Below are 24,715 nucleotides of genomic sequence, written 5' to 3' on the forward strand. Positions count from 1 at the left end.
TTTCATCCTTCGTAGTTCAAAGTCGGGTGGTTGTCAAGATGATTTTTTTGGTTTGGTGTCGTCTTTTTTTAAGCTGCCGCATAACGGTTTGGCGCTTGGCGCAGTGGCGGATTTTGGAGCACAAAACTGTCAATACACCACAAAAGTTGATGCGAGGTAGAATGTTCAATTAACCACGTCACCCGCCATTGAGCCAAACGCCTGTTACCTGCTGGCATTCTTTTAAATTATATTCAAGTCTTTAAATACTTTTTTGGTAATTTCTTTTCTGCAACTTCCGAAATCAGACCTTTTCATTTTTCTGTCTTGTAAAAGTCTTGTTGCAAAAATATAAGTCCCATTTTTGGTCTCAATGTACCCTGTCCACCAACCTGTATTGATGTTATTTTCCCTTGTCCAACCTGTCTTAGCCCTTATAGTATATTCTTCATTTTGTTCCGTAATCATTACGTTTTTAACAATGTCAATATTTCGCTTAGAAAAGGGTAATTTTTCTTCATAAAAAGATTTTACAAATTCGACCTGATTTTTAGGCGAAATTGCAAAGTCTCCAAAATTCCAAAAATCGGCTTCAGTTTGGGATAAATTATTGTTTCCATACTTGCTCTCTGCGAGGTGTTTTCTATAGGTATCTTTTCCGATTTTCTTTGCAAGTTCTACAAAAACCCAACCTGCTGATAATTCAAAGGCTTCTTTGACTGGCATATCGTGATAAATTTCGGGTCTATAACCATACTTAACTGTATCTGTACTACCAACCCATTTTATTATTTCGTTTTCATCTTTGATAGTATTAGTTTCAAGAGCAATCAATAAATTTATAATCTTGAATGTAGATGCTGGAAGCGTTTCAATTTCTAATCCAACTGTGTCCGATACAATCCATTTATCATTTCTAATGTCATAAATAGCAATTGTGCCTTCAACTCCGCAACTGTCAAAATAATTTTGGAAGTCGCCCCGTATATTTATGTCGTTCTTAGCCAAAATATTTGATTTTCCATCTGCTTGTCTGTTAGACGAACATCCATAAATAAGGAAAAGTGTTACAATAAAAGAAAATAAACTTTTTGATTTCATTAGTTTCTTGAATTTACGGTTTGGTTTTTTATGCTTGCAGGTAACGTGCCGCGTATTGGCGATGGGCGGGATTTTTAGCACTGAACTTTAATCGAAGAACAGAAGTTGAATTTTGCACTTCCGTTGATACGAAGCCGTTCAGCCCGCCTATTGCCAATACGATGTTGTACGACGTAGTTATGTTTTGGGTTTTAGTCCAGCTAAATATTTTCGTATGTCATTTTCTAATTTATCCGGGTATTTGTACTCTAATTTTTTTGACAATTCAGTTCCTATTTCTGAAACTAAATCAGTCATTGAAAATAGAGCAGTCCAATTTTCCTTTATATCGCTCCCTGAAAATGTTTGTTCTGTTTTAGCCCACATTTCCTGGTTAAGATACTTTTTGAAAAGCCGTCCATATTTATTGGTCGTTATGTTCCAATTGTGTTCACTTGCAATGTGCCATTCAATTAAAGGAATTAAATATTCTGTGCGAATAACGGTTTCCGACATAAATTTCGCATAGAATATTTCATCTCTCACAAGACACTTTGCCACGTAAGTTGTGTCCCACCAAAAATCGTTTATTAGATTTTGAAACTCTTTTTCAGACGGTTTTTTGATAATGGAAATTTGATAAGTTGGTTTCAGCATTTGCTTTGTAATACCATCTTTATCAATTAAAATTTTATAACCAATATCCCAATCTTCTGGTAATTCTTTCTCTTGCGTTTCCTTTATAAATTTTGATTTGCTGTAAAGTTTAAAATCTACTTTCACACCGTCTTCATAAAGTAGCATTTTCATTGCGTGTTTATGGTTAAAACAACTTTCGTCTTCTTCAATCATAGCAATTGGATTTCCGAATTTAAGCGTCCAGCTTTTGTCTGAAATGTAATTTGTATTATCCTCAAAAACAAATTCAATGTCTAAATCACTAAATTCGTCAACAAGTGCTAAAGGATTTACAAGTGAACTTGTCAGAAGAAGAACTCTTACATCTTCGTTTTTCTCCGACCATTCTATAATTGTTCTTAACTTTTCTTCTCTGACTTTCATTTTGTTTGGTTCGGTTTTACTATGTCGTACAACGTCTTATTTACGCAACAAATATACAACATTCGTAAATACAAACCATATAACATTCGTAAACCGATTTGTGAGTAAAAGTGGAACTCCTTGATATGATATTGATAGAGAGAAGGATAAGCACGAAAATAAACATAGAATTATTTTGCATTTACGAATGTTTTGTTATCTTTGCCACTCACACTTATAACCGGAGGCATGGATGTTGACAGATTGATACTTGAATTTGAGCGGAAGCTCGTCTTGCAGCGCTACAGTGCGAACTCGATCGCTAACTACAAAAGCAGCGCGAGGAGCTTCCTTGATCTTGCGAAAAGGAAATTCTCGCATCCGGCTGAAATCGACGAGTTGGCGGTTGAGAAATATGTGCTGTGGAAAATCGAGAGGCACAGGATCGGCAGTTCTCACCAGCGCATGATAGTGGCGTCGATCGACAAGTTCTACAAGTCGATTTATGGCAGGGAGTTAAAGATAAAACACCTTTATCCGTCGAGGAGGACCTTTGCGTTGCCCAATTGTCTGAATATAGATGAAGTGAAAAGGATCATCGACGGCACCGAAAACATCAAGCACCGTTGCATGATCAAAATGCTTTATGGATCGGGGCTGCGATTGAGCGAACTGATCAATCTGGAGATAGCCGATATTGATTCTGCCAGGATGCTGATCCGCATCGTCAAGTCCAAGGGGAACAAAGACAGGGTTGTGACGCTCCCGGAATCCATTCTGACTGATCTTCGCACCTGTTACATCCTGCATAAGCCCGATGTATATCTGTTTGAAGGGCAGTGGGGCGGCCCATATTCGGCAAAGTCCGTGCAGATGGTTGTCAAGAACGCCGCGTCAAGAGCCGGAATCAGGAAGAGAGTCACGCCTGGATGCGTTCTGAATATTTTTCAACTCCCGACCTCCACCTCAAGTGGGCATCCGAGTCAAATGTCATAAAAAAAAGGGATTGCATTCGCATCGGAACACAAACCCTTTCGAGATAAAGAGAGAATGAAATTATCTTTTATTTTTGTCTGTCGCTCGTTGTGGCTACCACGCCCCTGAAATAACCGATGGATTCGGCAATTCCGATGAACGGATCCTTCATGTTGCGTTCGTGCTCCAAACTGACGACGCCGTCGTAGCCGGTTTTTCGGAGCATCCTCACGAATCCGGGGATATCAAGGATTCCCCGGCCGACCTCAACCGAATATCCCGCTTTTGAAGCTCCGGTGACATCTTTCAGGTGAATGTCGAACACGCGAGAGATGTATTTCTCCAAATCGGCGACCGGGTCTTTTCCGTTGCGTCTGTCATGACCGATATCCAGGCACATGCCGATGCGCGGGTCCAAATCCTTCACGTTTTCCCAAACGTCGTCGGCATCGGGATAGAGCGGCATGTCGGGGCCGTGCAGGTGGATGGCGTAATTGAAATCGTATTCCTTCACCTTTTTATCCAGATAAGGAAGCAGGTCGTAGTTTGGAACGCCGACGATCAGCTTCACTCCAACCCGTTTGGCATACTCGAATGCGTTGTCGATTTCCTGCTCCGTTTTCATGTAAATCGGTCCCACGGCATAACCGGTAACTCCCTTCGATTTCAATTTCTCGTGGAAATCGGCAATCTGTTGGTCGGTGCTGTTGAACGGCAGATGAAAATCCTTGATGCAGAGGTAGTGGACATCGCATTTTTCCAATGTCTGCAAGGTCTTGTCCAAATCGAAATTCACGAAAGTATAACCCGCCATTCCCACCTTGAATTTCTCGTAGGTGTCGGCAGCCGGTTGCGGATCGGGTCGATCTTGCGCGCTGATCATCATCGAAACGACGATTGCGGATAAGAAGAGGAGTAATTTTCTCATGACTTGCAAATGTTTTTACGTGTACGAACACAAATGTACGATTAAATATCATATGCAGGCAATGAATCAAATGTTTGTTATAGATATTTACCTTAATAAATTTAAAAATCACTTTTGTTCAATAAATCCCCGCTTTTTTCGTTACTTTGCATGCGGATTAAACGGATATGTCGGCATGATTGATTTCAATTCTCATCAATGGATCAAGTACGGTTTTGTTGCTTTTGCAGTGGCCATTGCATTGGCTTCTTTGTTGTTCTCCAACAAATTGGTGCGGGAACTGACCATCGAGGAGCGCAACAAGATTGAAATCTGGGCAAAAGCCACCGAGCATCTCGCCACCGAAACCGATAACAGCGACATGAACCTTGTGTTGCGGATCTTGCAGGGCAACACCACCATTCCGGTTATTTTGTACGACAAATCGAACCGAAGTTTCATTGTCAACAACATCAAACTTCCCGACAAAGGGCGGGACAGGTTTCTTCAAAAGAAAATGGAGGCATTTTCCAAAAAACGAAATGCCATTGAACTCACCGAACTCAATCAATCTCTTTATTACGATGATTCCTACACGCTCAAGCAGTTGCAGGTTTTTCCCTATGTGCAGCTGGCGGTGATAGCATTTTTCATCGCGCTGGTGTTCTTCGCCCTTCGCAATTCGTTGAAAGCGCAGCAGAACCGGGTGTGGGTGGGATTGTCCAAGGAGACGGCACACCAGTTGGGAACGCCGATTTCATCGTTGGTCGCGTGGATCGAGTTTTTGAAGCTGAAAGATATCGATCCCGCTCTATTGTCCGAAATCGACAAGGACGTGCATCGCTTGGAGATGATTGCCCGGCGTTTCTCGAAGATCGGTTCCGCCACGGATCTCCGGCAGGCAGATTTGCGCGAGGTTGTCCGCCGATCGTTAGGTTATATGGAAAAGCGGATTTCCGATAAAGTGCGGATCGATCTGGATTTTCCCGAACATGGGGTGACGGTTACCGTGAGCGAGCCGCTTTTCGATTGGGTGATCGAGAACCTGTTGAAAAATGCGGTGGATGCCATGGGCGGCGAGGGAACGGTTTTGTTCCATATTTCCGAAAGGCGGGGAAAGGTGCTTTTGGATATTTCCGATACTGGAAAAGGTGTCCCGAAATCACAGTTCAAAACCCTTTTTTATCCCGGATTCACCACCAAGGAGCGTGGTTGGGGACTTGGCCTGTCGCTTGTGAAGCGGATTGTGGAGGAATACCACAAAGGAAAGATTTTTGTGAAGGAATCGGAGCTTGGGAAAGGAACCACGTTCAGGATGGTGCTGAAATGATTATAATTAATACAAAACAAGAAGAAAATATGAACAAGCAATTCATTATCACGAATTTCGCCGCATTTGCTCTCATGCTGTTCCTGCCGACCGGATGCAGGCAGGCGGACGGCAAGCAGGATGCGGTGCAGAGTTATCGGGTCATAAAGGTCGCGGCAAGTCCGGTGGAAATCTCCGAGTCCTATTCCGCCGCCATACGCGGACGGCAGGATGTGGACATCCTGCCGCAAATATCCGGGCGCATTATCCGTCTGAAAGTGAAAGAGGGTGAACGGGTGAAGACCGGTCAAGTATTGGCTGTAATTGACCAAGTGCCCTATCGGGCGGCATTACGCACGGCGCAGGCCAATGTCAGCGCGGCACAGGCAAAAGTGGAAACGGCAAGAATCGAGCTGCGGGGCAAGCAGGCATTGTTTGACGAGAAGGTCATATCCGACTACGAGCTTTCTCTCGCCCGGAACCAACTGGCAGTGGCGTGTGCTGAACTCGAACAGGCAAAGGCACAAGAATCGGATGCACGCAACAATCTCTCCTATACGGAAATCAAAAGCCCGAGCAACGGAGTAGTAGGCACATTGCCCTATCGCATCGGTGCGCTTGTCGGTCCCAATATGGCACAGCCTTTCACGGTCGTGTCCGACAATGCGGAGATGTATGCCTATTTCTCCATTTCGGAGAATATGCTACGGCGATATTTGGCTCGCTATGGCTCGATTGACAGCATGATAGCCGGGATGCCGGAAGTGGGCCTGCAACTCAACGACGGCAGCCTGTACAAGGCGAAAGGACGTATTGAAACCGTAAGCGGCGTGGTGGATCCTGTTACCGGAACGGTACAAATCAAAGCCCTGTTCCCCAATCCCGACCGCGAACTGTTGAGTGGCAGCATCGGCAATGTCATCCTTCAAAACCCGAAAACGGAGGCCGTAACCATTCCCATGACCGCCACCGTGGAACTGCAGGACAAGATTATCGCTTACCGTCTGAAAAACGGACAGGCGGAAGCCGCCTATCTCACGGTGGACCGCCTGAACGACGGCAACCGGTTTATCGTAAAAGAAGGTCTTTCGGTCGGTGACACCATTGTCGCCGAAGGCGTGGGACTGGTGAGAGAAGGCATGAGCATAACCCCTAAAAACGAAACGAAATGAACCTGCGATTTTTTATAGACCGCCCGGTGTTTTCGGGCGTTATCTCGGTGGTGATTGTACTGTTGGGCATGATTTCCATGTTTTCCTTGCCGGTGGAACAATACCCCGACATCGCACCTCCGACCATCAACGTATTCGCAACTTATCCTGGAGCAAACGCTGAAACTGTGCAGAAGGCAGTGATAACCCCTCTGGAAGAAGCCATCAACGGCGTGGAAGACATGACCTATATGACTTCCACGGCATCGAATACGGGCGATGCTTCCATCAACATCTATTTCAAGCAGGGAACCAACGCGGACATGGCGGCGGTAAACGTGCAGAACCGCGTGAACGGCGCGCTGAGCCAGCTTCCGGCGGAAGCCACCAAGACCGGTGTCACCACTGAAAAGCAGCAGAATGCCGAACTGATGACTTTCGCGCTCTATTCGCCCGATGACCGCTTCGACCAGACCTTCCTGAACAATTACGTGAAAATCAATGTCGAGCCGAGGCTGAAACGTATCAGCGGCGTGGGAAAGGCACAGATGTTCGGTTCCAACTACAGCATGCGACTTTGGCTGCGTCCCGACAAGATGGCGCAATACGGGCTTATCCCCGATGACATATCCACCGTACTCGCACGACAGAACATCGAGGCCGCCACCGGCTCCTTCGGTGCCAATCATCCTACCGCCAATGAATACACGATGAAATACCGCGGACGCTTGTCCGGCGCGGAAGAGTTCGGTGAGTTGGTCATCAAGTCACTGCCGGGCGGCAATGTGCTTCGGCTGAAGGAGGTTGCCGATGTGGAACTGGGCGATGAATACTACAACTATTCCTCCGAAGTGAACGGGCATCCGGCAGCCATGATGCTCATCAACCAGAAAGCCGGGTCCAATGCTTCAAGCACCATCAAGGAGATTCACGAAGTGCTTGACGACCTCAGCCGGGACTTGCCCGAAGGGACGGAATTCGTGGTGCTTACCGATACCAACAAGTTCCTGTATGCTTCCATCAATTCTGTTATCCGGACACTTATTGAAGCGATACTTCTGGTTATCGTGGTGGTATATGTATTTTTGCAAGATATTAAGTCCACGCTTATTCCTACGATATCCATTTTCGTCTCCATTATCGGTACGTTCGCCGTGATGTCCATGATCGGCTTCTCCGTCAACCTGCTCACCCTGTTCGCGCTTGTGCTTGCCATCGGAACTGTGGTCGATGATGCCATTGTGGTGGTGGAAGCGGTGCAGGCGAAGTTCGACGAGGGCTATCAGTCTGCGGTTCTCGCGGCTGATGATGCCATGAAAGGCGTTTCGTCGGCTATCCTGACCTCTACCATCATCTTTATGGCAGTGTTTTTCCCCGTTGCCATGATGGGCGGGACTTCGGGAGCGTTCTACACGCAGTTCGGTATCACGATGGCTGTTGCCGTGGGAATCTCGGCAGTCAATGCCTTCACACTCTCACCGGCACTTTGCGCGCTGCTGCTGAAACCCTATATCGATGAGCAGGGCAACACCAAGAACAATTTTGCAGCCCGTTTCCGTAAAGCGTTCAATGCCGTCTTCGACCGTCTGAGCCGACGCTATGTACGTGGAGTGATGTTCATTATCCATCGCCGATGGCTGTTGTGGAGCATCATAGGCATTTCTTTCGGGTTGCTGGTGCTGCTGGTCAATGTCACAAAGACGGGACTTATTCCCGAAGAGGACACCGGGACGGTCATGGTGAGCATGAACACGAAGCCCGGCACATCCATGGCTCAGACAAGTAAGGTGATGGAGCGTATCAACAGCCGTCTCGACAGCATCGGCGAGATTGAATACAGCGGTGCGGTCGCCGGTTTCTCTTTCAGCGGTTCCGGTCCCTCGCAGGCGATGTATTTCGTGACACTCAAAGACTGGGAGCAGCGTAAGGGAGAGGGGCAGTCGGTCAATGATGTCATCGGAAAGATTTATGCCGCCACTTCGGATATTCCCGATGCCACGGTGTTCGCCATGTCGCCTCCGATGATTGCCGGGTACGGCATGGGAAACGGTTTCGAGCTTTATTTGCAGGACAAGGCGGGCGGAAACATCGCCGCCTTCAAGGAAGAGGCAGACAAGTTTGTCGAAGCCTTGTCGCAGCGACCCGAAATCGGCGAAGTCTATTCCTCCTTTGCCACGGATTATCCGCAATACTGGGTGGATATCGATGCCGCCAAATGCGAACAGTCGGGTGTGTCGCCCGCAGATGTGCTTTCCACATTGTCGGGCTATTATACCGGACAATATGTTTCCGACTTCAACCGGTTCTCCAAGCTCTACCATGTGACCATGCAGGCTCCGGCGGAATATCGTGTGAATGCGGAATCCCTGCACCACATGTATGTGCGTGCCACCGATGGCGGCATGTCGCCTTTGAGCCGGTTCGTGCGCCTGACCAAGACCAACGGCCCGTCAGACCTCACCCGTTTCAACCTGTTCAACGCCATCTCGATTAGCGGGTCTCCGGCTCAGGGCTACAGTTCGGGGCAGGTGCTCGAAGCCATCGGCGAGACGGCACGTGAAGTGCTTCCGTCAAATTACACATACGAGTTTGGCGGCATTTCGCGTGAGGAAAGCAAGACGACCAACAATGCCACGCTTATATTCCTGCTCTGCATGGTTCTGGTCTATCTGATTCTGTGCGCCTTGTATGAGAGCGTGTTCATACCCTTCGCGGTTCTGTTGTCGGTGCCTTGCGGACTGATGGGCAGTTTCCTGTTTGCGTGGCTCTTCGGTCTGGAGAACAACATCTACATGCAGACCGGACTTATCATGATTATAGGCCTGCTTGCCAAGACAGCGATCCTGCTTACCGAATACGCCGGTAAACGGCGGTCGGAAGGCATGACGCTGGCACAGGCGGCATACAGTGCGGCAAAAGTCCGCCTGCGCCCCATATTGATGACTGTGTTGTCCATGGTGTTCGGTCTTGTCCCGCTGATGATGGCGCACGGAGTGGGTGCCAACGGCAGCCGTTCGCTTGCCACAGGTGTAATCGGTGGAATGATTGTAGGTACTTTGGCTCTGTTGTTCCTTGTGCCGTCATTGTTTATTGTATTCCAATATATCCAAGAACGTGTTAAGCATAATTAAATGAAGAAGACAGTAATATATATCATATTGTCGGGATGGATGCTTGCCGGCTGTGGCACATACAGCCGGTATCATCGCCCTGACCTCTCAACGGAGAATCTGTATCGGGACATGCCGGCGGACATTGATACAATGACCATCGCGTCCCTGTCGTGGCGGGAAATGTTTACCGACCCGAAACTCCAGTCCTTGATTGAAACCGGACTTGAACGGAACGCAGACCTCAATGTGGCACGGTTACGCGTGGAAGCGGCAGAAGCCGTCCTGATGACTGCCAGACTATCATATCTTCCATCACTGGGACTGACTGCCGAAGGTAATGCCAATAAACATGACGGAGCAACGGCAAAGACATATAATGTGGGAGCGTCGGCAAGCTGGGAACTGGACATCTTCGGCAAACTTACGGCGGCAAAGCGTGGCGCAGCCGCCGCATTACAAGGAAGCCGTGCCTACCGGCAGGCCGTACAGACACAGCTTGTCGCCACTATTGCAGACAGTTACTACACCCTTGCCATGCTTGACGCACAAATGACAATAAGTAACCGGACTTTGGAGAACTGGCGGACTACCGTACGCACTCTTGAAGCGTTGAAAAAAGTGGGGAAATCAAACGAGGCTGGCGTATTGCAGGCAAAGGCGAACGTGATGCGACTCGAAGCATCCCTGTTATCCATACGCAAGAGTATTTCCGAAACAGAAAACGCCCTGTCTGCGATACTTGCCATGCCGTCACACTCGATTGGACGAAGTGATCTGGCCGAGGCTGCTTTCCCCGATACTGTCTCGATCGGAGTCCCTTTGCAACTGCTTTCCAACCGTCCCGACGTGCGTCAGGCTGAAATGGAACTGGCGCAAGCATTCTACGCCACCAATGCGGCCCGTGCCGCCTTCTATCCCAATATTACCCTCTCGGGAATTCTTGGATGGACTAATAACGGCGGTGGCGTAATCGTAAATCCCGGACAATGGTTACTTAATGCCATCGGTTCCCTGACACAGCCGTTATTCAACCGGGGCGTAAACATCGCCAACTTGAAGATAGCCAAAAGCCGTCAGGAAGAAGCCAAACTGTTGTTCCGGCAATCATTACTGAACGCAGGAAAGGAAGTGAACGATGCTCTGACCGCATGGCAGACGGCAAAATCGCAAATTGAAATCAATGCTCGGCAGGTTGAAACATTATGCGACGCTGTGCGAAAGACAGAATCGCTGATGCGTCATTCCAATACCACCTATCTGGAAGTGCTGACCGCCAAACAGTCTCTTCTCGAAGCGGAAGTGCAACAGTTACAAACTCGTTTTGAACGCATACAAAGTATAATTAAACTTTACCATGCGTTGGGAGGAGGAATGTAACTTTACAAGAATTATAACCTAATACTGAACCATGTTGTGTAATTTTTATATTTCAGTCGTCATAAACTTATAAATAAGTAATTTAGTATGCAAAAACAAATTAAAAAGTCTTCTCTTTTTTTGAAGAGAAGCAACACCTGACCCACTTCGCTACCGAACAGGATGTAGCAGAAGAATTGTTTGAGTTACTCTTAGAAGCGAGAGAACTCTATCTTCAGGATGTGATTTTGAATGGCAAGCGGTATGACCGCTATGTGGATGACTTCATCAACAGTCATCGGTATATCAACTGCAACAGTGCAATTTGCCGAAACTGCCACGAGATGAACATCCACATCGTCAAGGGACTGCTGAACGAATGCGCCCACCTTATCCAGCCTCTTTTTGAGGCATCCGACTTCTCCTTTGAGAAGTGTATGGAGTTACAAAGGAAGTATGACCGCTCGGAACCGTTGCCGCCATACAGTTGGCACGGAGCAAGGGGGCTTTTGTGTATGGCATCTGCAACGTCGTGGGTGCCTCTATCCCAAGAAATACGGATTCCGGGACATACATCCATGTAGGACCTGAGATAGGTGTGGCTTCTACCAAGGCTTTTACAGGACAGGTAACGGTGCTGATGCTGCTTGCCCTCTGCGTGGGACAGATGCGTGGTACTGTGGATGATGCAACCGTAGAGAGGATTGTCCGGGAGTTGAAGAACATGCCCCTATATATAAAAGATGTGTTGGGACTTGCTGACAAAATCAAGAACTTGTCGAAGATATACACCTATGCCCGCAACTTCCTTTATCTCGGTCGTGGGTACAACTACCCCACCGCCCTTGAAGGTGCGTTGAAGCTGAAAGAAATATCCTATATCCATGCGGAGGGTTATCCTGCTGCGGAAATGAAGCATGGACCGATTGCACTTGTAGATAGCGAGATGCCCACGGTGGTCATTGCTCCAACGGACTCGCTGTATGACAAGATAATCAGTAATGTAAGGCAGGTGAAGGCGCGTGGCGGTACGGTTGTCGCCATCATTACCAAGGGCAATGACGCAATGAAGGACATCGCCGACCATTGCCTTGAAGTGCCCGACGTACCCGAATGCCTTACACCTCTCGTTGTTTCCGTCCCATTGCAGTTGCTGGCCTATTACATCGCCATCAACAAGGATAGGAATGTTGACCAGCCAAGAAACCTTGCTAAATCAGTTACCGTAGAATGAATAGAATATTATCACTTATTGTTACCATCCTCTTTGCGTTGTGCATTGAGGCTGGCATCTTTATGCTTATTGCCCACTGGTGGGGCATGACTGCGGCCATTACCGTGATAGCCATTGAATGTGTGTTAGCCTTATGGACAGTTTACGAAATGAGACATGCGAGTGATGAACCAGTTGATGAATAACATTGCAGGCTGTGGTTAGAACGAAAAAGGCTAAAAACAAAAGGACGGGTCGATGATTCGTCCTATTTTTGTGTCTTTTTGGTGGCAAAATGTAGCGATTTAGCAAAATAAACATAAATTCCAGTGATATTCAGCATGAAAATTCGCCCATTTAAGTGAAAATGTGTAATTTTGCAACGCAAAATTGTGCCTAAGCATTTGCATCAAAACAACAATAGTTCAATCGAGGCTGATATGAAAGTAGAGATTAACAAGAAACGTTTAGAATACCTGCTGGCATTATACAAGATGTCGGTGGATGACTTGTTGTCTCTTCTGAACAAAGGCAGGAAACGGATAACAGGAGCCGCAGACATCAGTGGAGATTCTATTGATTTGGGGGTGTTGAAGCGTATAGGTGAGATATTCGACAAAGAAGTCAGTTTCTTTCAAGACTATTCTAAGTTGTCAACCAATGCAAGCAGCAGTATCTTCTTCCGCAAGACCTCATTCGGAACAGAGCTGAACTTGGAGTCGATCCGTACTGTAAACCGATTCGAGAGTCTGAAAAACGCTTTGGATGCATACAACAAACTGTCGCAACTGGATGTGAAGTTTGACATAGAACACTACACCCTACAAGATGACCCTAAGACAGTAGCCGTACGTGCAAGAGATTTTTTTTATCCCGGGGAAACTGTCAATCATAGGCAGTTTCTTGTGAAGATGATAGAAAAAATCGCCGATCATGGCATTTTTGTCTTTGAATACATAGAGACATGGAACAAGAAAGAGAAAACCAACATTGACGGTTTTTACCTTAAGCCCAATGTGATAGTGCTTAAGCATCATAAGCATTACAAGCGAGAAATATTCACTCTGGCGCATGAATTGGGGCATTGTCTATTGGGGATTGAAGAAGTGGAGTCGGTGGACATGATGGACATCTCGGCACAGACTTCATACAGTGATGTCGAAAGATGGTGCAATGATTTTGCATATCAGTTCATTATGGGACAAGAAGCAGAAACACTTGCTAACATAGCATGTGTAGATTCCCGTAACGACTACTGCATTGACCTCTTCAAGGCTATCAGTGCACGGACGCACATTAGCCGTCTTGCCTTATATACAAGGATGTATATCGACAGGAAAATCAGCTATTCGAGCTACAGCAATGTCAAGAGTGAATTGGCAGAGGAATACAGAAGAAGAGAGGAACAGGAAAAGTTGAAAAACTCTGAGAAGAGAGGCGGGCGAACACCAAAGCCCATCATTTCTCCGCTATTCTTGAAAACCATGCAATATGCCTATTTCAATGGAGTGGTCAACGAGACCACTTTCTGTTCGAGACTCAATGTCAAACCAGCAAATTTTGAGAGGGAGTTATGGCGATAGTTGTTGATACATGCTCATTGGTGATGATTGCCAAGAATTATCTTCCCTTGGATAAGGACGGACAGTTGTACTCATTCCTGGAAGAGGCGTTCTCCCGCAAGGATTTGATGCTACTTGATGTGATTCTGGATGAATCAAAACGCACCTCCAAAGGAATTGCAGTTGAAAAGATGCCTTTCCTCAAAGACAAGAAATTGGTCATTCCGACAAAGGATCTATTTCCATGTGCCCCAGAGAGATTCAGCAACATGATAGACAACAATTTCTGTGTAAGACTGAAGAAGCAGGAACTGACTGAAGAAGAATACATAGAGCAAAAGGAAGAATACCTTAAAACAGGTGATGCTAAGATTATCATTTATGCACTGAATGTACGACACTCGGACGCTATCCATCTGGAAGAGATGCAAGTAATGACGGAGGAAACAAGGCAGCAGAATGACGGTAAGTTGTTCAAGAAACTTCCTTTGTTGTGTGAGCAGATAGGGATTGGAACACTAACCGTTTCAGAATATCTGCATAGAAACGGGTTCTTTATTGACAAATAGCATAGATATTAGTATCATCTTATGACATCTTTCACGAAATCATATTATATTCGTGAATAAAACACTTGTTTTTCAAGAATAGAAATTGTTGAGGATTAGATATTTAAGACATTATTGCAATGCGGAAGGGGTGATGTGAACGACAAAAGACAAGGCGTTCTATTAGAGTGGATGCTTGATAAGATTGAGAAGAATGGACGGGTCGATGGCTCGTCCTTTTTTTGTGTCTTTGAGTGTGAGGTGCAGGTGGGGACCAGTACTGCGACCACTGTTGCCTGTCAGCGCGATGATGATGCCGGGACGGACGTGGGTGCCTTTGGTGACGAGAGTTTGGGAGAGGTGGCAATAGCTGACGGTGAAGTCGCCGTGACGGAGGGTGACATAGAGGCCTGAACGTTTGTCCTTGCCTACCTTGATGACCTCGCCGTGCATCATGGCGTATGTGGGTTCGTAATTTGCCTTCAAATCAAGCCCGTTGTGTAGGGCTTTTCTTTTTGTAAATGGGTCTCTGCGGTAGCCGAAAGGGCTGGTGACAGAGATATGACGGAGTGGACTGACAAGTGCCGTGTGGCGGTCGGTCTGCTCCGTTTGGGTTTGTAATGGGGCAAAGGCAAGAGAGTCTCGCCGCTGATGCGGCGAGCACGGAGGCAGTTGTTCGGATGTTGCGGACTGCGTCGTTTTTGGCACAGCCTTGCGGTGTACCTTAGTCTGTGTGACGGTATTGAACTGAGCGCATACTGTTGCTGATGAACAGAATATTGCTGCTATTGTGATGAGTAGAAATCGTTTCATGGTGCAAAAGTAACAAGCAATTCTTTGACTGGCATAAAGAACAAAGGGAAGACAAGAAGATTGTAACATAATATAGCAATCGAGTTTGATTTTTGAGCAGAAATCAAACTCAAATAATAATAATCGTCAAAAATAACACGCATTATCTTATGCAATTCTGCTTGTCTCTGAATAGGTATATAACTTTGCATGAGTTTAATTTCAAATTCAAAGTTAAAGTATGAAGCAAGTACGATTTGAAGAGAGCGAGGTGCCTTATCAGACACTGGCTCGTTTTGGTCTCACACAAGAGAAGATTGAAGACCTGCCCATGTGGGCGTTGGAAGATATTGGTCAGGGACGACGTTCACCGTTGCTGCCCATTCAGGTGAATAATGATGAGGGCGAGACATTGAAGAGCCGCACCCGATTTGCGTTGGTCCGTATGGAGGACGGCAAGGTGGATGTGGTCTTCTATCCGCAGTTGGAGAAATCACCATTGGAGGCTTTTACTCAGGAACAGCAGGAGGACTTGCTGGCTGGAAAGGCTATCCTTGCCGATGTTAAGGATGCTGATGGCAGGAGCAGCAAGGCTTTCGTGCAGATTGACACGGAGACCAATCAGGTGATGTCGGTACCTACGCCTGTCATCGGGCGCAACTTGGAGGTGCTGAAGGATGAACTGAAACTGAGTTCGGCAGAACTGACCGTGATGCAGAAGGGTGAGCCGCTCACGCTCATCATGGAGGACGAACAGGTGACGGTGGGTATTGACCTGAACGATAAGACCGGCATAAGGATTAATCAAGGCGACAGTCAGAAGTGGAAGGAGAACACCAAGCGAGAGTGGGACAAATACACCTTCGGGTGCTATGGCTGTTGGGTAATGGGCGATGACGGTAATCTTGACTATGTGCCTGAAGAGGAATACACGGAAGAACTTTGGAATGAGCAGAAGAAGAATGGAGAGCGCAACCGCGCCTCTTTTTCCATGCACAAATAATCTACACATAATATAATAAGTATATGGCATCAAATAAATATTATCCAGAGGATGTGCTCGTCGAGAAGATACAGAGCGGCGAGTACGGTTGGTTGGAGTATGTCAACCATCATTCTGCTGAATGGCAGGAAGAATATGAGAGCTATTGTCTGAACAACGGACTCTGCATTTGTGAAGAGAGTGCGGAGCAGTTTGTCCATCACAAAGATGAGGAACTGGAGAAGGCAATAGAGAACGGTGAAGCATGATAAATGAAGAGTGAAGAATGAAGAGTGAAGAATAAGTATGGCGATAAGAAAGAATACGAATCCCCAACAGATGGACCTGCAACCAGAGATGCGTGACTTGCTCATGCGCAATGGTATGCAGGCTCATGTGGTGAGTAATGGCAGCGGCTATCAGCTTGTGGTGCAAGGGCATGACAGTCCGCTGCTTACCTATAACATCACCGAGAAGCAGATGTTGGCTCTGACCGACTGGGGTACGAATCATGCCAACAAGTTAGCCTACAATACCTTTACGGGCATTGTGGGCAACGACTTCTATATGCCCAAGAACTTCGTTCATGCACGCAATGCCAACGGTCGTGTAGCTATGGGGCTGCACGGCTATCGTGTTGGTATCGGCGAGTATGGACGGATGGGGCGCATCGATATGCCACCACCCTTTTTAGGTTGGACACCACGCAGTCAGGAGGGATTCCATCTTCGCAGAGTTGGAGGACGATTGTTCTTCCCCGAAGCCCCGATTGTGCCTGAACGTTGGGACGGCAGAATGAAGCCTGGCGAATTGCAGAGCGGCGGTTATGGGTTCTATTATAAGGGACAGCAACAGAGTTATAGCCCTCAGCAACAGGATGTGCTGAAAGATTTGGAGGGAATCATAATGCCTTCCATCAGCCGCACGAGAAGCACGGAGCCAGCCAAGCCTTATAAGGAACTGATTACCTCGCCTGTCTATTTCACCAATGAGAAGTGGCAGGAGTGTCTGGCATCGCATGGCATCATCATTGATGAGAATGCGAAGACGCTGACCATTCAGTCGAACAGCGTCAATGCCGACATGGTGTATGACCTGACAGATGAGGAACTGAAGAAACTCACCTCCAACTCCATCAAGGAAGTGCCCGTCGTTCAACGCTTGGAACTGCTGAATGGCATCATCAAGGACGACTTTGCTGACAAAATCCTGATGGACACACTGAATAGCAAGGAGCGCATCGACCTGCATCTGCATCCCGAACTTGAACAGGAGTTGCAGCAGCGTCAGCAACAAGACGAGGAACGGTTGCTTCCGTTGGAAGAGGACGAGACTGTCAGACGTGACGTGTTGCAAGGCGATGCCATGGTGAGAGGTGAAGACCTTGCCTTGATTAATGAGAACAAGGGTTGGTATCGTGAGGGAGCGCATGGGCGTGAAGTGAAAGTCGGTGACATCATGGTGGAGAAAGTGCCTCCGATGGAGGGAGATAAGAAAGGCGAAGATAAGTATCGCATGACCGCCATTATCAATGGAGAAGCCATCACGCACGAAATCAAGCAGAAGGACTACGACAAGTTCTTGGCGGTGGATGACTACCATCGCATGAAACTCTTCTCCAAGGTTTTCAGTGAAGTGGATATGAAGACACGCCCCGAAACCAACGCCGGACTGGGCACGAAGATATTGGCGGCTCTGACGGCAGGAGCAGTCGTTACAGCAGAGGTGGCGCATGACATAAGCCACCATCATCACCATCCAGCCCCGGAGTTCTATGCAGAGCATCATGGCGGTCCACGTCCTTACTTCAAACCGGGAGTGGATTCGCCACAGGAGATTGCGGCAAGGTACTTTGAGGCAGAAGCAAATCATGTTGCCACGGAGATAAGGAGAGGATATTAACAATGTATAATTTACAATTTATAATTTATAATGAGTAGTGAACTGACATACGATGACTTTCTGGACAGGTTGAGCATACAGGAAGTACTGGTGGACGCAGGGTATCATCTGAACAAGAGAGATGGCTTGCGTTATCCGTCGTATGTGCGTACTGACAGTGAGGGCAGACGGGTGCGTGGTGATAAGTTCATTGTCACGCAGAATGGGAAATGTTGCTTCCAACCACCGCAGCAGAAGGTGTATAATGTCATTTCGTTCATCAAGGAGCATCCAGAAATGTTTTCAGAGAACAAGGTGGGAATGTCTCCTGACCGACTCGTCAACCTCGTCTGCAACCGACTGCTCAACCAACCCATAGAGGACAGACCATCGAAGATTACAGAACCAAGAAAGGACGGAAAGCCATTCAACCTGAATGACTACGACATCCACAAGTTCAATCCGCAGGACAGGGAAACGCAGAAAAGGTTTTATCCCTATTTTAAGTTCCGAGGCATCGACCTCTATACGCAGTATGCTTTTCATCGGCATTTCTGTCTGGCTACTAAGCATCGGACGGATGGACTTACCTTTGCCAACCTTGCCTTTCCGCTTGTACTGCCCAAGACACCCGACAAGACTGTGGGCTTTGAGGAACGAGGACGACCGAAGATGGACGGTAGCGGCGGTTACAAGGGCAAGGCAGAAGGAAGCAACAGCAGTGAAGGACTGTGGATTGCCAACCTCACGGGCGAGCCGTTGGATAAAGCAAGCGAAATTGTATGGTTTGAGAGTGCCTACGATGCCATGGCAGAGTATCAGATAAATCCTGTAAAGATGGTGTATGTATCTACGGGCGGCACACCCACCGAGGGACAGATGCGAGGACTTCTGTCCGTTACTCCCAACGCACGGCACTATTTGGGTTTTGACAAGGACGATGCAGGGCGGCAGTTTGTTGCAAACTTCAGGAAGGTGGCAGCAGAGATGGGCTTCCGTCACGAGCATGTGCAAGCCTATCATCCATTGGGTTGCTACAAGGACTGGAACGATGCGCTGCTCAACAAGAAATCAGCAGAACTGATTGCCAAGGGCGAACCAGATACCTTCGACTATGCCGAGTTTATCGCAGCCGGCAAGGCAGAGAAACAAAGGGAAAAAGAAGAAAAGAACACATATCATAGAAGCGTATGAGACAAGAAGATAATAGCATCATCACCTTGTGCCCCAGCATCGGACAGTTTTTCATCAACGAACTGCCTCTGTTGCTGTTGTGCGTGGCAATGCTCCTAATCGGAGGATTGCCCGGTTGTGCATATAGTACCCTGTTGCTTGTCTTCAGCCTCCTGTTCTCCCTCTGTTTACTCTACCGATTCATCTATCTGAGGAGTATCCGCTACCATATCGGGAGCGAGCAACTCATCTGTGAGCACGGAGTGTTTCAGCGGAGCGTGAACTACATGGAGTTGTACCGAGTGGTGGACTTTGCCGAGCATCAGACATTGATACAACAGTTATGCGGACTGAAAAGCGTGACCGTGTTGTCGATGGATAGAACGACACCGAAACTGGAAATGACCGGCATCAGCAACAGCTATGACGTGGTGAGTGTGATACGAACAAGAGTAGAAACGAACAAACGAAGAAAGGGCGTATATGAGATTACGAATAGATAAGATTTGGTTCATTGTCGTGGCATTGGTACTGAGCGTGCCGTCAGCCCATGCACAGATTGTGACTGCCAACCCTTTGGAATGGATGGCATTAGCAGAGGGCAACGAAGCCATCAACGGTGAGATAGAGAAGGAAATCAAAGGTCAGACCAAGACTGCCCTGTTGCAGAATACCATCGCCGCAGAGTTCACCAAGATACACGAATGGGAGAAGAAGTACAACAGTTATCTGAAAACCGCCAGTGGTTATGCCTCTTCCCTCAAAGCCTGTACCTATCTGTACGACGATGGAGTGAAGATATTCATCACCTTGTGTAAGATGCGCAAGGCCATCAACAATAATCCGCAAGGCATCGTTGCCACCCTCTCGATGAACAACCTGTATATGGAGACCGCCACGGAATTGGTGTCCGTCTTCACACTGCTGAAAGATGCAGTCGCCAAAGGAGGCAAAGAGAACATGCTGACTGGTGCGGAAAGGAGCAAGACGCTGTGGGCACTGAACGACAAGCTGAGTGCCTTCAGCAAGAAGCTGCATCGTCTTTATCTGTCTATACGATATTACACCATGACCGATGTGTGGAACGGCGTGACGGCAGGGATGATAGACCGAAGCAATGGAGAGATAGCCACCCAAGCCCTTAGCAGATGGCGCAGAGCAGGACGTATGACCATCAGTGATTAACGATAAAGGAATCAGTCATGAAGTATTTCATATCAATTGCCATTTTTATGTTTATATCATCTTTTGCAGGAGTGCGGGCGCAGAACGACCCGACTCTTGCGGGGATGATTCTGATGTACACCAACAAGGCGGAGAAAGAACTGAAGAATCAGGAGAAAGTGATGCTGCTACAATCCACCGGCCATATCTGGACCAAGGAGGAAGTGGAAGCCACTACCGACCTGCAGCGGGAGTTCAACAACTATCTGGACTCCTTCCGTTCCATCGTCAGCTATGCCGCACAGATATATGGTTTCTATCACGAGATAGGTCAGTTGGTGGACAATATGGGTGGATTGGTGGCGCAGTTGGATGCCCATCCTGCCAACGGACTTGCCGTAGCCCTGTCAGCCAAGCGCAACAAGATATACCGCGAGCTGATTATGAACAGCATCGAGATAGTTAATGACATACGCACGGTATGCCTGTCGGGCAACAAGATGACCGAGAAGGAGCGTGTGGAGATAGTCTTCGGCATCCGACCCAAACTGAAGAAGATGAACAAGCAGTTGAAGCGACTGACGAGGGCGGTGAAATACACCACCATGGGCGATGTTTGGATGGAGATAGACGAAGGGGCAAGACCCACCAAAGCGAACAAAGCCGAGATAGCAGCGGCTGCCAAGAGGCGGTGGAAGCAGGTGGGCAAGAACGTAAACTGATGGAGCAGCGAGAGCAGAGCCGAACTTGTTCGAGCTATGCCGAGTCGTGACAGAAGAAGACGAAGTCAAACCGTGATTAAAAAACGATAAGATATGGGATTTTGGAGTTCATTATTGAAATATGGTGGCAAGGCGGCACGAGGTACTGGCCATGTCATCGGAGTAACTGGAAAGACCTTAGGCAGTGCGGCACTCCACCCGCAACGCACCCTTATGGGAGCCGGCAAGGCTATGCAGACGGCCGCAGTGGGTAGTGCCGCAGGCTATGTGACATGGGAGAAGCTGACCACAGACAAGAGCGTGGCACGCATCGTAGGTGATGCTGTCATCGGCGAGAATGCCACGGAAGCGGTGGCACAAACCGCCAACGATGTGCAACGTCTGACGGGCAAGGCTGGTGAAGCCGTTGATGCGGTGAACACTGTAGCCGGAAAGATGGACACCCAGTTCAGCGGCATCAGTGATTTCTTTAGGAATATGTTCGGAGGCGTAGGATGCGACATGATAGGCAATCTCTTTGGCAATATCGGCAAGGGCAACGTGTCGGGTATGAGCATCGTCGGACTGGTGGCTGCCGCCTTCATGGTATTCGGACGCTTTGGTTGGATGAGCAAGATTGCGGGTGCCCTGCTTGGAGCGATGATCATCGGGAACAATTCTAAGGTGGCGCAAACTCTGCCTAACAGAGGCGGTACGTCTTCACATGGGCAGAACATGAAAGAAGCAGAGACCCAAAGCAGAGGGATGAAACGATAACCAATATACAGTGATATGAGATATACAGAAGAAATGATACTGCGCTCATCGAGCGGCTACTGTATGCCGTTTGAGGAGCCTATAAAGCAGGACGTGCAGATGTCCTTGGGTTACGGAGAGCAGAAAAATCCCGTGACGGGAGAAACATTCTTCCATCACGGCATAGACTTCTCAGTGAACCATTACCTGCTGTCGGCGGTGGCAACGGGAACCGTCTCTGCCATTGGGTCGGACGCGGAGCATGGCATCTACCAGACCATCCGCTACGGCAAATACGAAGTGACTTACAGGCATCTCTCCAATGTCTTCGCCAACTTCTCCCAAAGCGTCAAGGCCGGTCAGACCATCGCCATCAGTGGCGACCTGCTGCACATGGAGGTGAGGTTTGACGGAGAGGAAATCAATCCGTTGGAGTTCCTCACCATGCTCTACGGCAATATCAAGGCATTGGAGCACAATTCCCAAATGGGCATCAATGAACTGGACATGAACATCCCTTCACCCTACGACACCGACCGTCAGGAGATAGAGGCATTGATGCTCCGCTTCCTTCCCTCCTACTTCGAGGACCTTCAACAAGGAGCATACTCTCTGCCCGAACATACGGAGCAGTCGTTGAGAAACATCTTCTCGTTGGGAGCGAGCAAGCATTATTTCTACGAGACCATGCCGAGCATGGCTAATCCCTTGGGCATCGGCAACCGCTGTATGCCTTTGGCGACTAAGGTGCAGAACCTGCTCATTGCCGACTTTCTCAACTATCTTGCCATGCGACATCAGGTATATCTCTCCACGATGGACGAGGTGTTAAAAAAAAACTCCAAGAGCAAGCCCTGACGCATGACGGCATCATCGACCCTCTTGCCGACTTGGACGTGGATATCCAGAGCTTCGACATTCCGAGGATAGTGAGCGTCTATCCCGACCGGGCTGGCGTGAGATGGTGGACAAAGGCATGGTTCAATGGTAAGGAAGAGGGGGAACCCTCCGTGGAGATTGAGGAACGTATGGCCGTGCAGTTCATCCACTGCCAAGTGGACAAGGACGCATGGTTGGAGGAACACTATCCTAAGCAGATGGAGATATATCACAATGCCATCGAGCAGACAAAGGAACAGATATTACAGCAGTATAATATATAAACAAGGTATATGGCAGTTAAGAACAGTCAGCGATTCGCAGAGATAGAGCGTCTGATGGGCGACTACTTCGGGTGTCACCTTGCCCCCGTGATGGGCAGGGTGCAACGGGACTTGTCCAACAGACAGGCAGACGAGATGCGAGCCTACTCCAACAGTACGGCTGGCATCCTACGCTCATTGGCCACTGCCAATATGCCTGGTGATGACCCATACGCCACGCTGAAGATTACAGGCAAGTGGAACAGCAAGACCACCGAAGACTATCTGGCGATGTGCAAGGAGGCTATTGTCGGCAACAAGGATATGCAGCGTGACCTTGCCGTGATGGCTGAGGAATGGCGCAAGGCGGTGGTGACGGAGATAGGACGAGAGCGGTACGATGCACTCTCTAAACAACTCGGTTGTGATTTGGCATACGCCTATATCGATCACCGCATGGAGCAGCTGATGATAGAAAAAATGGTGAAAGACCGTATGCCAACATCTTCTGCCGACTATATCATCCGCAAGGCGGCACAAAGCAGTCTGTTCGGTCTGCCCTACGAACTGAACAAGTCACCCCTTGCCGCAGAGATAGAAGCCAAAGGAGAGGCAGCCTATAAGCCCTCTCGAACAGAGAAGGCAGCGGGATGGGCAGCCGGAGCGGGTGCCGATGTCGTGGCCATGGGAGGGATTGGCTCATGGGCAACCTTCGCCAAGTTTGTCGGTATCGATATGGTGATGAATGTCGGCATGGAGCACCTAAGCAAGAAAGGTAGCAGCCAAGAGGTCTGTGTCGAGGAGTGTATCAGCAAGGGAGTTTTCGGTACGGGCACCAACGTCTTCGCCTCATTCCGCAAACAGGCAAAAGTCATCAAGAACCACGAGAACAGCTATATCAAGGCTACCAACAGCCATTTCAAGAACAAGATTCCCACGAGCAATATCACTTTTATGGATTGGACGAAACAAACCGAGCAGACCTCTTTTCCTTGGAACAAAGGTACGTTCCTTGACCCTCAGAGAAACGAAGCAACCAAACGTACAGGCAAGTACAAGGATGTGCCCTTGATAGTTGCGCCTGGACAGGAAGACGAGTATCTGGAGGTTAAGGCGAGACTGGATGCAGAGGCTGAGAAGGAGAAGAAGGCAGAACCGAAAGAAACTCCTGATTCATCGACTGAAGAGGCAACACCATCTGTAGTCCAGCAGGAGGAAACAGCCTTACAAACAAACGAAAATGGATGGGACGGGCTGTTGCAGAGTTTTGGACTGAACGGCTTTTCAGACATCGGCAAGAACCTTGGTTATGTGTTGGCGATGCTGCCCGATGTACTGGTGGGACTGTTCACTGGCAAGACAAAATCGCTGAATATGGACAATAGCCTCCTTCCTTTGGCCTCTATCGTGGCTGGAATGTTCGTGAAGAATCCTATACTGAAGATGCTGTTGATGGGTATGGGAGGTGCCAATCTGCTCAACAAAGCGGGACATGAGGTGCTGGGCAGGAAACAGCAGGAAGGCATTGCACCTACAGTTAGTCCTGCTGCATCTCGCATTCAGTACCGCCAATATCCTGATGAACCACTCAATCCTCGTATCAGCAACCCGATGCTGCAAGGGCGGTGTCTCGTTGCCAACATTGACCATGTGCCTTGTACCATTCAACTGCCTGACAGTGTGATTGGGGCGCATCAGTCGGGGGCATTGCCGCTGAATACATTGGCTAACGCCATACTTGCCAAGAACGACCAGATGCGACAGATGGCAGCAATGCAGTACGAAGAGCAGGCACGGGAGAGCGTGGTGCGACCGAGGGGAATACAGTGAAGCCCGACAACAAAATTGTCGGGAACGGTGGCTTGGTAAGCCAATTATAGAATGTGATTG

General features: G+C 48.2%; 23 protein-coding genes and 2 pseudogenes. 21 read left to right on the forward strand and 4 right to left on the reverse strand.

Annotated features, from left to right (window positions below; translation table 11 throughout):
* Positions 1-222 precede the first annotated feature (222 nt).
* Together blaOXA and DXA54_RS06125 are read right to left on the reverse strand one after the other, a co-directional pair.
* Positions 223-1,080, reverse strand: a complete 858-nt coding sequence (gene blaOXA, locus DXA54_RS06120; RefSeq protein WP_005938297.1) for an OXA-1327 family class D beta-lactamase — start codon at positions 1,078-1,080, stop codon at positions 223-225.
* 177 nt (positions 1,081-1,257) lie between these two features.
* Positions 1,258-2,121 (reverse strand): aminoglycoside 6-adenylyltransferase AadS, encoded by an 864-nt coding sequence (locus DXA54_RS06125; RefSeq protein ID WP_003013318.1) that lies wholly within the window; start codon positions 2,119-2,121, stop codon positions 1,258-1,260.
* A gap of 228 nt (positions 2,122-2,349) precedes the next feature.
* On the opposite strand from DXA54_RS06125, the gene DXA54_RS06130 reads away from it, so the two are divergent.
* Positions 2,350-3,096: a tyrosine-type recombinase/integrase gene (locus tag DXA54_RS06130; RefSeq protein ID WP_005938300.1), complete on the forward strand. Its 747-nt coding sequence runs from the start codon at positions 2,350-2,352 to the stop codon at positions 3,094-3,096.
* Between the two features lie 67 nt (positions 3,097-3,163).
* Here DXA54_RS06130 and DXA54_RS06135 read toward each other — a convergent pair whose 3' ends face one another.
* Entirely contained in the window at positions 3,164-3,961 is a 798-nt protein-coding gene (locus tag DXA54_RS06135; protein ID WP_270530567.1) for a sugar phosphate isomerase/epimerase family protein, read from the reverse strand.
* Positions 3,962-4,178: 217 nt separating this feature from the next.
* Here DXA54_RS06135 and DXA54_RS06140 point away from each other — a divergent pair, with 217 nt between their 5' ends.
* The 9 genes and pseudogenes from DXA54_RS06140 (at position 4,179) to DXA54_RS06180 (ending at position 14,255) form a co-directional block, all read left to right on the forward strand.
* Positions 4,179-5,312 carry a sensor histidine kinase gene (locus DXA54_RS06140; protein WP_018452643.1) on the forward strand — a complete coding sequence of 378 codons (1,134 nt, stop codon included), beginning with the start codon at positions 4,179-4,181 and terminating at the stop codon, positions 5,310-5,312.
* A gap of 29 nt (positions 5,313-5,341) precedes the next feature.
* Positions 5,342-6,463: an efflux RND transporter periplasmic adaptor subunit gene (locus DXA54_RS06145; protein WP_005816213.1), complete on the forward strand. Its 1,122-nt coding sequence runs from the start codon at positions 5,342-5,344 to the stop codon at positions 6,461-6,463.
* Entirely contained in the window at positions 6,460-9,573 is a 3,114-nt protein-coding gene (locus DXA54_RS06150; RefSeq protein ID WP_009291789.1) for an efflux RND transporter permease subunit, read from the forward strand. Before DXA54_RS06145 ends, DXA54_RS06150 begins: the two co-directional genes overlap by 4 nt.
* Positions 9,574-10,932: an efflux transporter outer membrane subunit gene (locus DXA54_RS06155; protein WP_005816221.1), complete on the forward strand. Its 1,359-nt coding sequence runs from the start codon at positions 9,574-9,576 to the stop codon at positions 10,930-10,932.
* A 137-nt stretch (positions 10,933-11,069) separates the two neighbouring features.
* A pseudogene (locus DXA54_RS28480) lies at positions 11,070-11,384 on the forward strand (hypothetical protein); the annotation flags it as partial.
* Positions 11,381-12,145, forward strand: a pseudogene (locus DXA54_RS06165) (SIS domain-containing protein); the annotation flags it as partial. The pseudogenes DXA54_RS28480 and DXA54_RS06165, both read left to right, overlap by 4 nt.
* Complete coding sequence (locus tag DXA54_RS06170) at positions 12,142-12,330, forward strand: hypothetical protein (RefSeq protein WP_005816226.1); 189 nt, start codon at positions 12,142-12,144, stop codon at positions 12,328-12,330. The pseudogene DXA54_RS06165 and the gene DXA54_RS06170, both read left to right, overlap by 4 nt.
* 234 nt (positions 12,331-12,564) lie before the next feature.
* Entirely contained in the window at positions 12,565-13,707 is a 1,143-nt protein-coding gene (locus tag DXA54_RS06175) for an ImmA/IrrE family metallo-endopeptidase (RefSeq protein ID WP_007897423.1), read from the forward strand.
* On the forward strand, positions 13,698-14,255 hold the full coding sequence (locus DXA54_RS06180; protein ID WP_005816230.1) for a DUF4411 family protein: 558 nt from the start codon (positions 13,698-13,700) through the stop codon (positions 14,253-14,255). Before DXA54_RS06175 ends, DXA54_RS06180 begins: the two co-directional genes overlap by 10 nt.
* 162 nt (positions 14,256-14,417) lie before the next feature.
* Here the strand turns inward: DXA54_RS06180 and DXA54_RS28785 are convergent, their stop codons facing one another.
* Positions 14,418-15,047 (reverse strand): M23 family metallopeptidase, encoded by a 630-nt coding sequence (locus DXA54_RS28785; RefSeq protein WP_007837448.1) that lies wholly within the window; start codon positions 15,045-15,047, stop codon positions 14,418-14,420.
* Between the two features lie 220 nt (positions 15,048-15,267).
* Here DXA54_RS28785 and DXA54_RS06195 point away from each other — a divergent pair, with 220 nt between their 5' ends.
* The 11 genes from DXA54_RS06195 to DXA54_RS06245 all read left to right on the forward strand — a co-directional run bounded on the left by DXA54_RS06195 (position 15,268) and on the right by DXA54_RS06245 (position 24,655).
* Complete coding sequence (locus tag DXA54_RS06195; protein ID WP_005816235.1) at positions 15,268-16,029, forward strand: DUF4099 domain-containing protein; 762 nt, start codon at positions 15,268-15,270, stop codon at positions 16,027-16,029.
* 23 nt (positions 16,030-16,052) lie between these two features.
* Positions 16,053-16,277 carry a hypothetical protein gene (locus DXA54_RS06200; protein WP_005816237.1) on the forward strand — a complete coding sequence of 75 codons (225 nt, stop codon included), beginning with the start codon at positions 16,053-16,055 and terminating at the stop codon, positions 16,275-16,277.
* A 37-nt stretch (positions 16,278-16,314) separates the two neighbouring features.
* Positions 16,315-17,910 (forward strand): hypothetical protein, encoded by a 1,596-nt coding sequence (locus DXA54_RS06205; protein ID WP_005816239.1) that lies wholly within the window; start codon positions 16,315-16,317, stop codon positions 17,908-17,910.
* Between the two features lie 30 nt (positions 17,911-17,940).
* Positions 17,941-19,083 carry a toprim domain-containing protein gene (locus DXA54_RS06210; RefSeq protein ID WP_005816242.1) on the forward strand — a complete coding sequence of 381 codons (1,143 nt, stop codon included), beginning with the start codon at positions 17,941-17,943 and terminating at the stop codon, positions 19,081-19,083.
* Positions 19,080-19,565, forward strand: coding sequence for a PH domain-containing protein (locus tag DXA54_RS06215; RefSeq protein WP_005816244.1), 486 nt, complete (start codon positions 19,080-19,082; stop codon positions 19,563-19,565). Before DXA54_RS06210 ends, DXA54_RS06215 begins: the two co-directional genes overlap by 4 nt.
* Positions 19,546-20,247, forward strand: coding sequence for a hypothetical protein (locus DXA54_RS06220; RefSeq protein WP_005816246.1), 702 nt, complete (start codon positions 19,546-19,548; stop codon positions 20,245-20,247). Before DXA54_RS06215 ends, DXA54_RS06220 begins: the two co-directional genes overlap by 20 nt.
* A 17-nt stretch (positions 20,248-20,264) precedes the next feature.
* Positions 20,265-20,948 (forward strand): hypothetical protein, encoded by a 684-nt coding sequence (locus DXA54_RS06225; protein ID WP_005816248.1) that lies wholly within the window; start codon positions 20,265-20,267, stop codon positions 20,946-20,948.
* A gap of 93 nt (positions 20,949-21,041) precedes the next feature.
* Positions 21,042-21,704, forward strand: a complete 663-nt coding sequence (locus DXA54_RS06230) for a hypothetical protein (protein WP_005816251.1) — start codon at positions 21,042-21,044, stop codon at positions 21,702-21,704.
* Positions 21,705-21,719: 15 nt separating this feature from the next.
* Positions 21,720-22,541: a M23 family metallopeptidase gene (locus DXA54_RS06235; protein WP_005816253.1), complete on the forward strand. Its 822-nt coding sequence runs from the start codon at positions 21,720-21,722 to the stop codon at positions 22,539-22,541.
* A gap of 32 nt (positions 22,542-22,573) precedes the next feature.
* Positions 22,574-22,846: a hypothetical protein gene (locus DXA54_RS06240; RefSeq protein WP_007897422.1), complete on the forward strand. Its 273-nt coding sequence runs from the start codon at positions 22,574-22,576 to the stop codon at positions 22,844-22,846.
* 9 nt (positions 22,847-22,855) lie between these two features.
* A complete protein-coding gene (locus DXA54_RS06245; RefSeq protein WP_005816255.1) occupies positions 22,856-24,655 on the forward strand; it encodes a hypothetical protein in 1,800 nt (599 codons plus the stop codon).
* The last annotated feature ends 60 nt before the right edge of the window (positions 24,656-24,715 follow it).

It is taken from the genome of Bacteroides sp. OF03-11BH (assembly GCF_003604005.1).
In the GTDB taxonomy this organism is placed as follows: Bacteria; Bacteroidota; Bacteroidia; order Bacteroidales; family Bacteroidaceae; genus Bacteroides; species Bacteroides ovatus.

Bases quoted from the DNA above. Each gene is read 5' to 3' on its own strand.
- blaOXA (WP_005938297.1), bottom strand. From the start codon at position 1,080: ATGAAATCAAAAAGTTTATTTTCTTTTATTGTAACACTTTTCCTTATT.
- DXA54_RS06125 (WP_003013318.1), bottom strand. From the start codon at position 2,121: ATGAAAGTCAGAGAAGAAAAGTTAAGAACAATTATAGAATGGTCGGAG.
- DXA54_RS06130 (WP_005938300.1), top strand. From the start codon at position 2,350: ATGGATGTTGACAGATTGATACTTGAATTTGAGCGGAAGCTCGTCTTG.
- DXA54_RS06135 (WP_270530567.1), bottom strand. From the start codon at position 3,961: ATGATGATCAGCGCGCAAGATCGACCCGATCCGCAACCGGCTGCCGAC.
- DXA54_RS06140 (WP_018452643.1), top strand. From the start codon at position 4,179: ATGATTGATTTCAATTCTCATCAATGGATCAAGTACGGTTTTGTTGCT.
- DXA54_RS06145 (WP_005816213.1), top strand. From the start codon at position 5,342: ATGAACAAGCAATTCATTATCACGAATTTCGCCGCATTTGCTCTCATG.
- DXA54_RS06150 (WP_009291789.1), top strand. From the start codon at position 6,460: ATGAACCTGCGATTTTTTATAGACCGCCCGGTGTTTTCGGGCGTTATC.
- DXA54_RS06155 (WP_005816221.1), top strand. From the start codon at position 9,574: ATGAAGAAGACAGTAATATATATCATATTGTCGGGATGGATGCTTGCC.
- DXA54_RS06170 (WP_005816226.1), top strand. From the start codon at position 12,142: ATGAATAGAATATTATCACTTATTGTTACCATCCTCTTTGCGTTGTGC.
- DXA54_RS06175 (WP_007897423.1), top strand. From the start codon at position 12,565: ATGAAAGTAGAGATTAACAAGAAACGTTTAGAATACCTGCTGGCATTA.
- DXA54_RS06180 (WP_005816230.1), top strand. From the start codon at position 13,698: ATGGCGATAGTTGTTGATACATGCTCATTGGTGATGATTGCCAAGAAT.
- DXA54_RS28785 (WP_007837448.1), bottom strand. From the start codon at position 15,047: ATGAAACGATTTCTACTCATCACAATAGCAGCAATATTCTGTTCATCA.
- DXA54_RS06195 (WP_005816235.1), top strand. From the start codon at position 15,268: ATGAAGCAAGTACGATTTGAAGAGAGCGAGGTGCCTTATCAGACACTG.
- DXA54_RS06200 (WP_005816237.1), top strand. From the start codon at position 16,053: ATGGCATCAAATAAATATTATCCAGAGGATGTGCTCGTCGAGAAGATA.
- DXA54_RS06205 (WP_005816239.1), top strand. From the start codon at position 16,315: ATGGCGATAAGAAAGAATACGAATCCCCAACAGATGGACCTGCAACCA.
- DXA54_RS06210 (WP_005816242.1), top strand. From the start codon at position 17,941: ATGAGTAGTGAACTGACATACGATGACTTTCTGGACAGGTTGAGCATA.
- DXA54_RS06215 (WP_005816244.1), top strand. From the start codon at position 19,080: ATGAGACAAGAAGATAATAGCATCATCACCTTGTGCCCCAGCATCGGA.
- DXA54_RS06220 (WP_005816246.1), top strand. From the start codon at position 19,546: ATGAGATTACGAATAGATAAGATTTGGTTCATTGTCGTGGCATTGGTA.
- DXA54_RS06225 (WP_005816248.1), top strand. From the start codon at position 20,265: ATGAAGTATTTCATATCAATTGCCATTTTTATGTTTATATCATCTTTT.
- DXA54_RS06230 (WP_005816251.1), top strand. From the start codon at position 21,042: ATGGGATTTTGGAGTTCATTATTGAAATATGGTGGCAAGGCGGCACGA.
- DXA54_RS06235 (WP_005816253.1), top strand. From the start codon at position 21,720: ATGAGATATACAGAAGAAATGATACTGCGCTCATCGAGCGGCTACTGT.
- DXA54_RS06245 (WP_005816255.1), top strand. From the start codon at position 22,856: ATGGCAGTTAAGAACAGTCAGCGATTCGCAGAGATAGAGCGTCTGATG.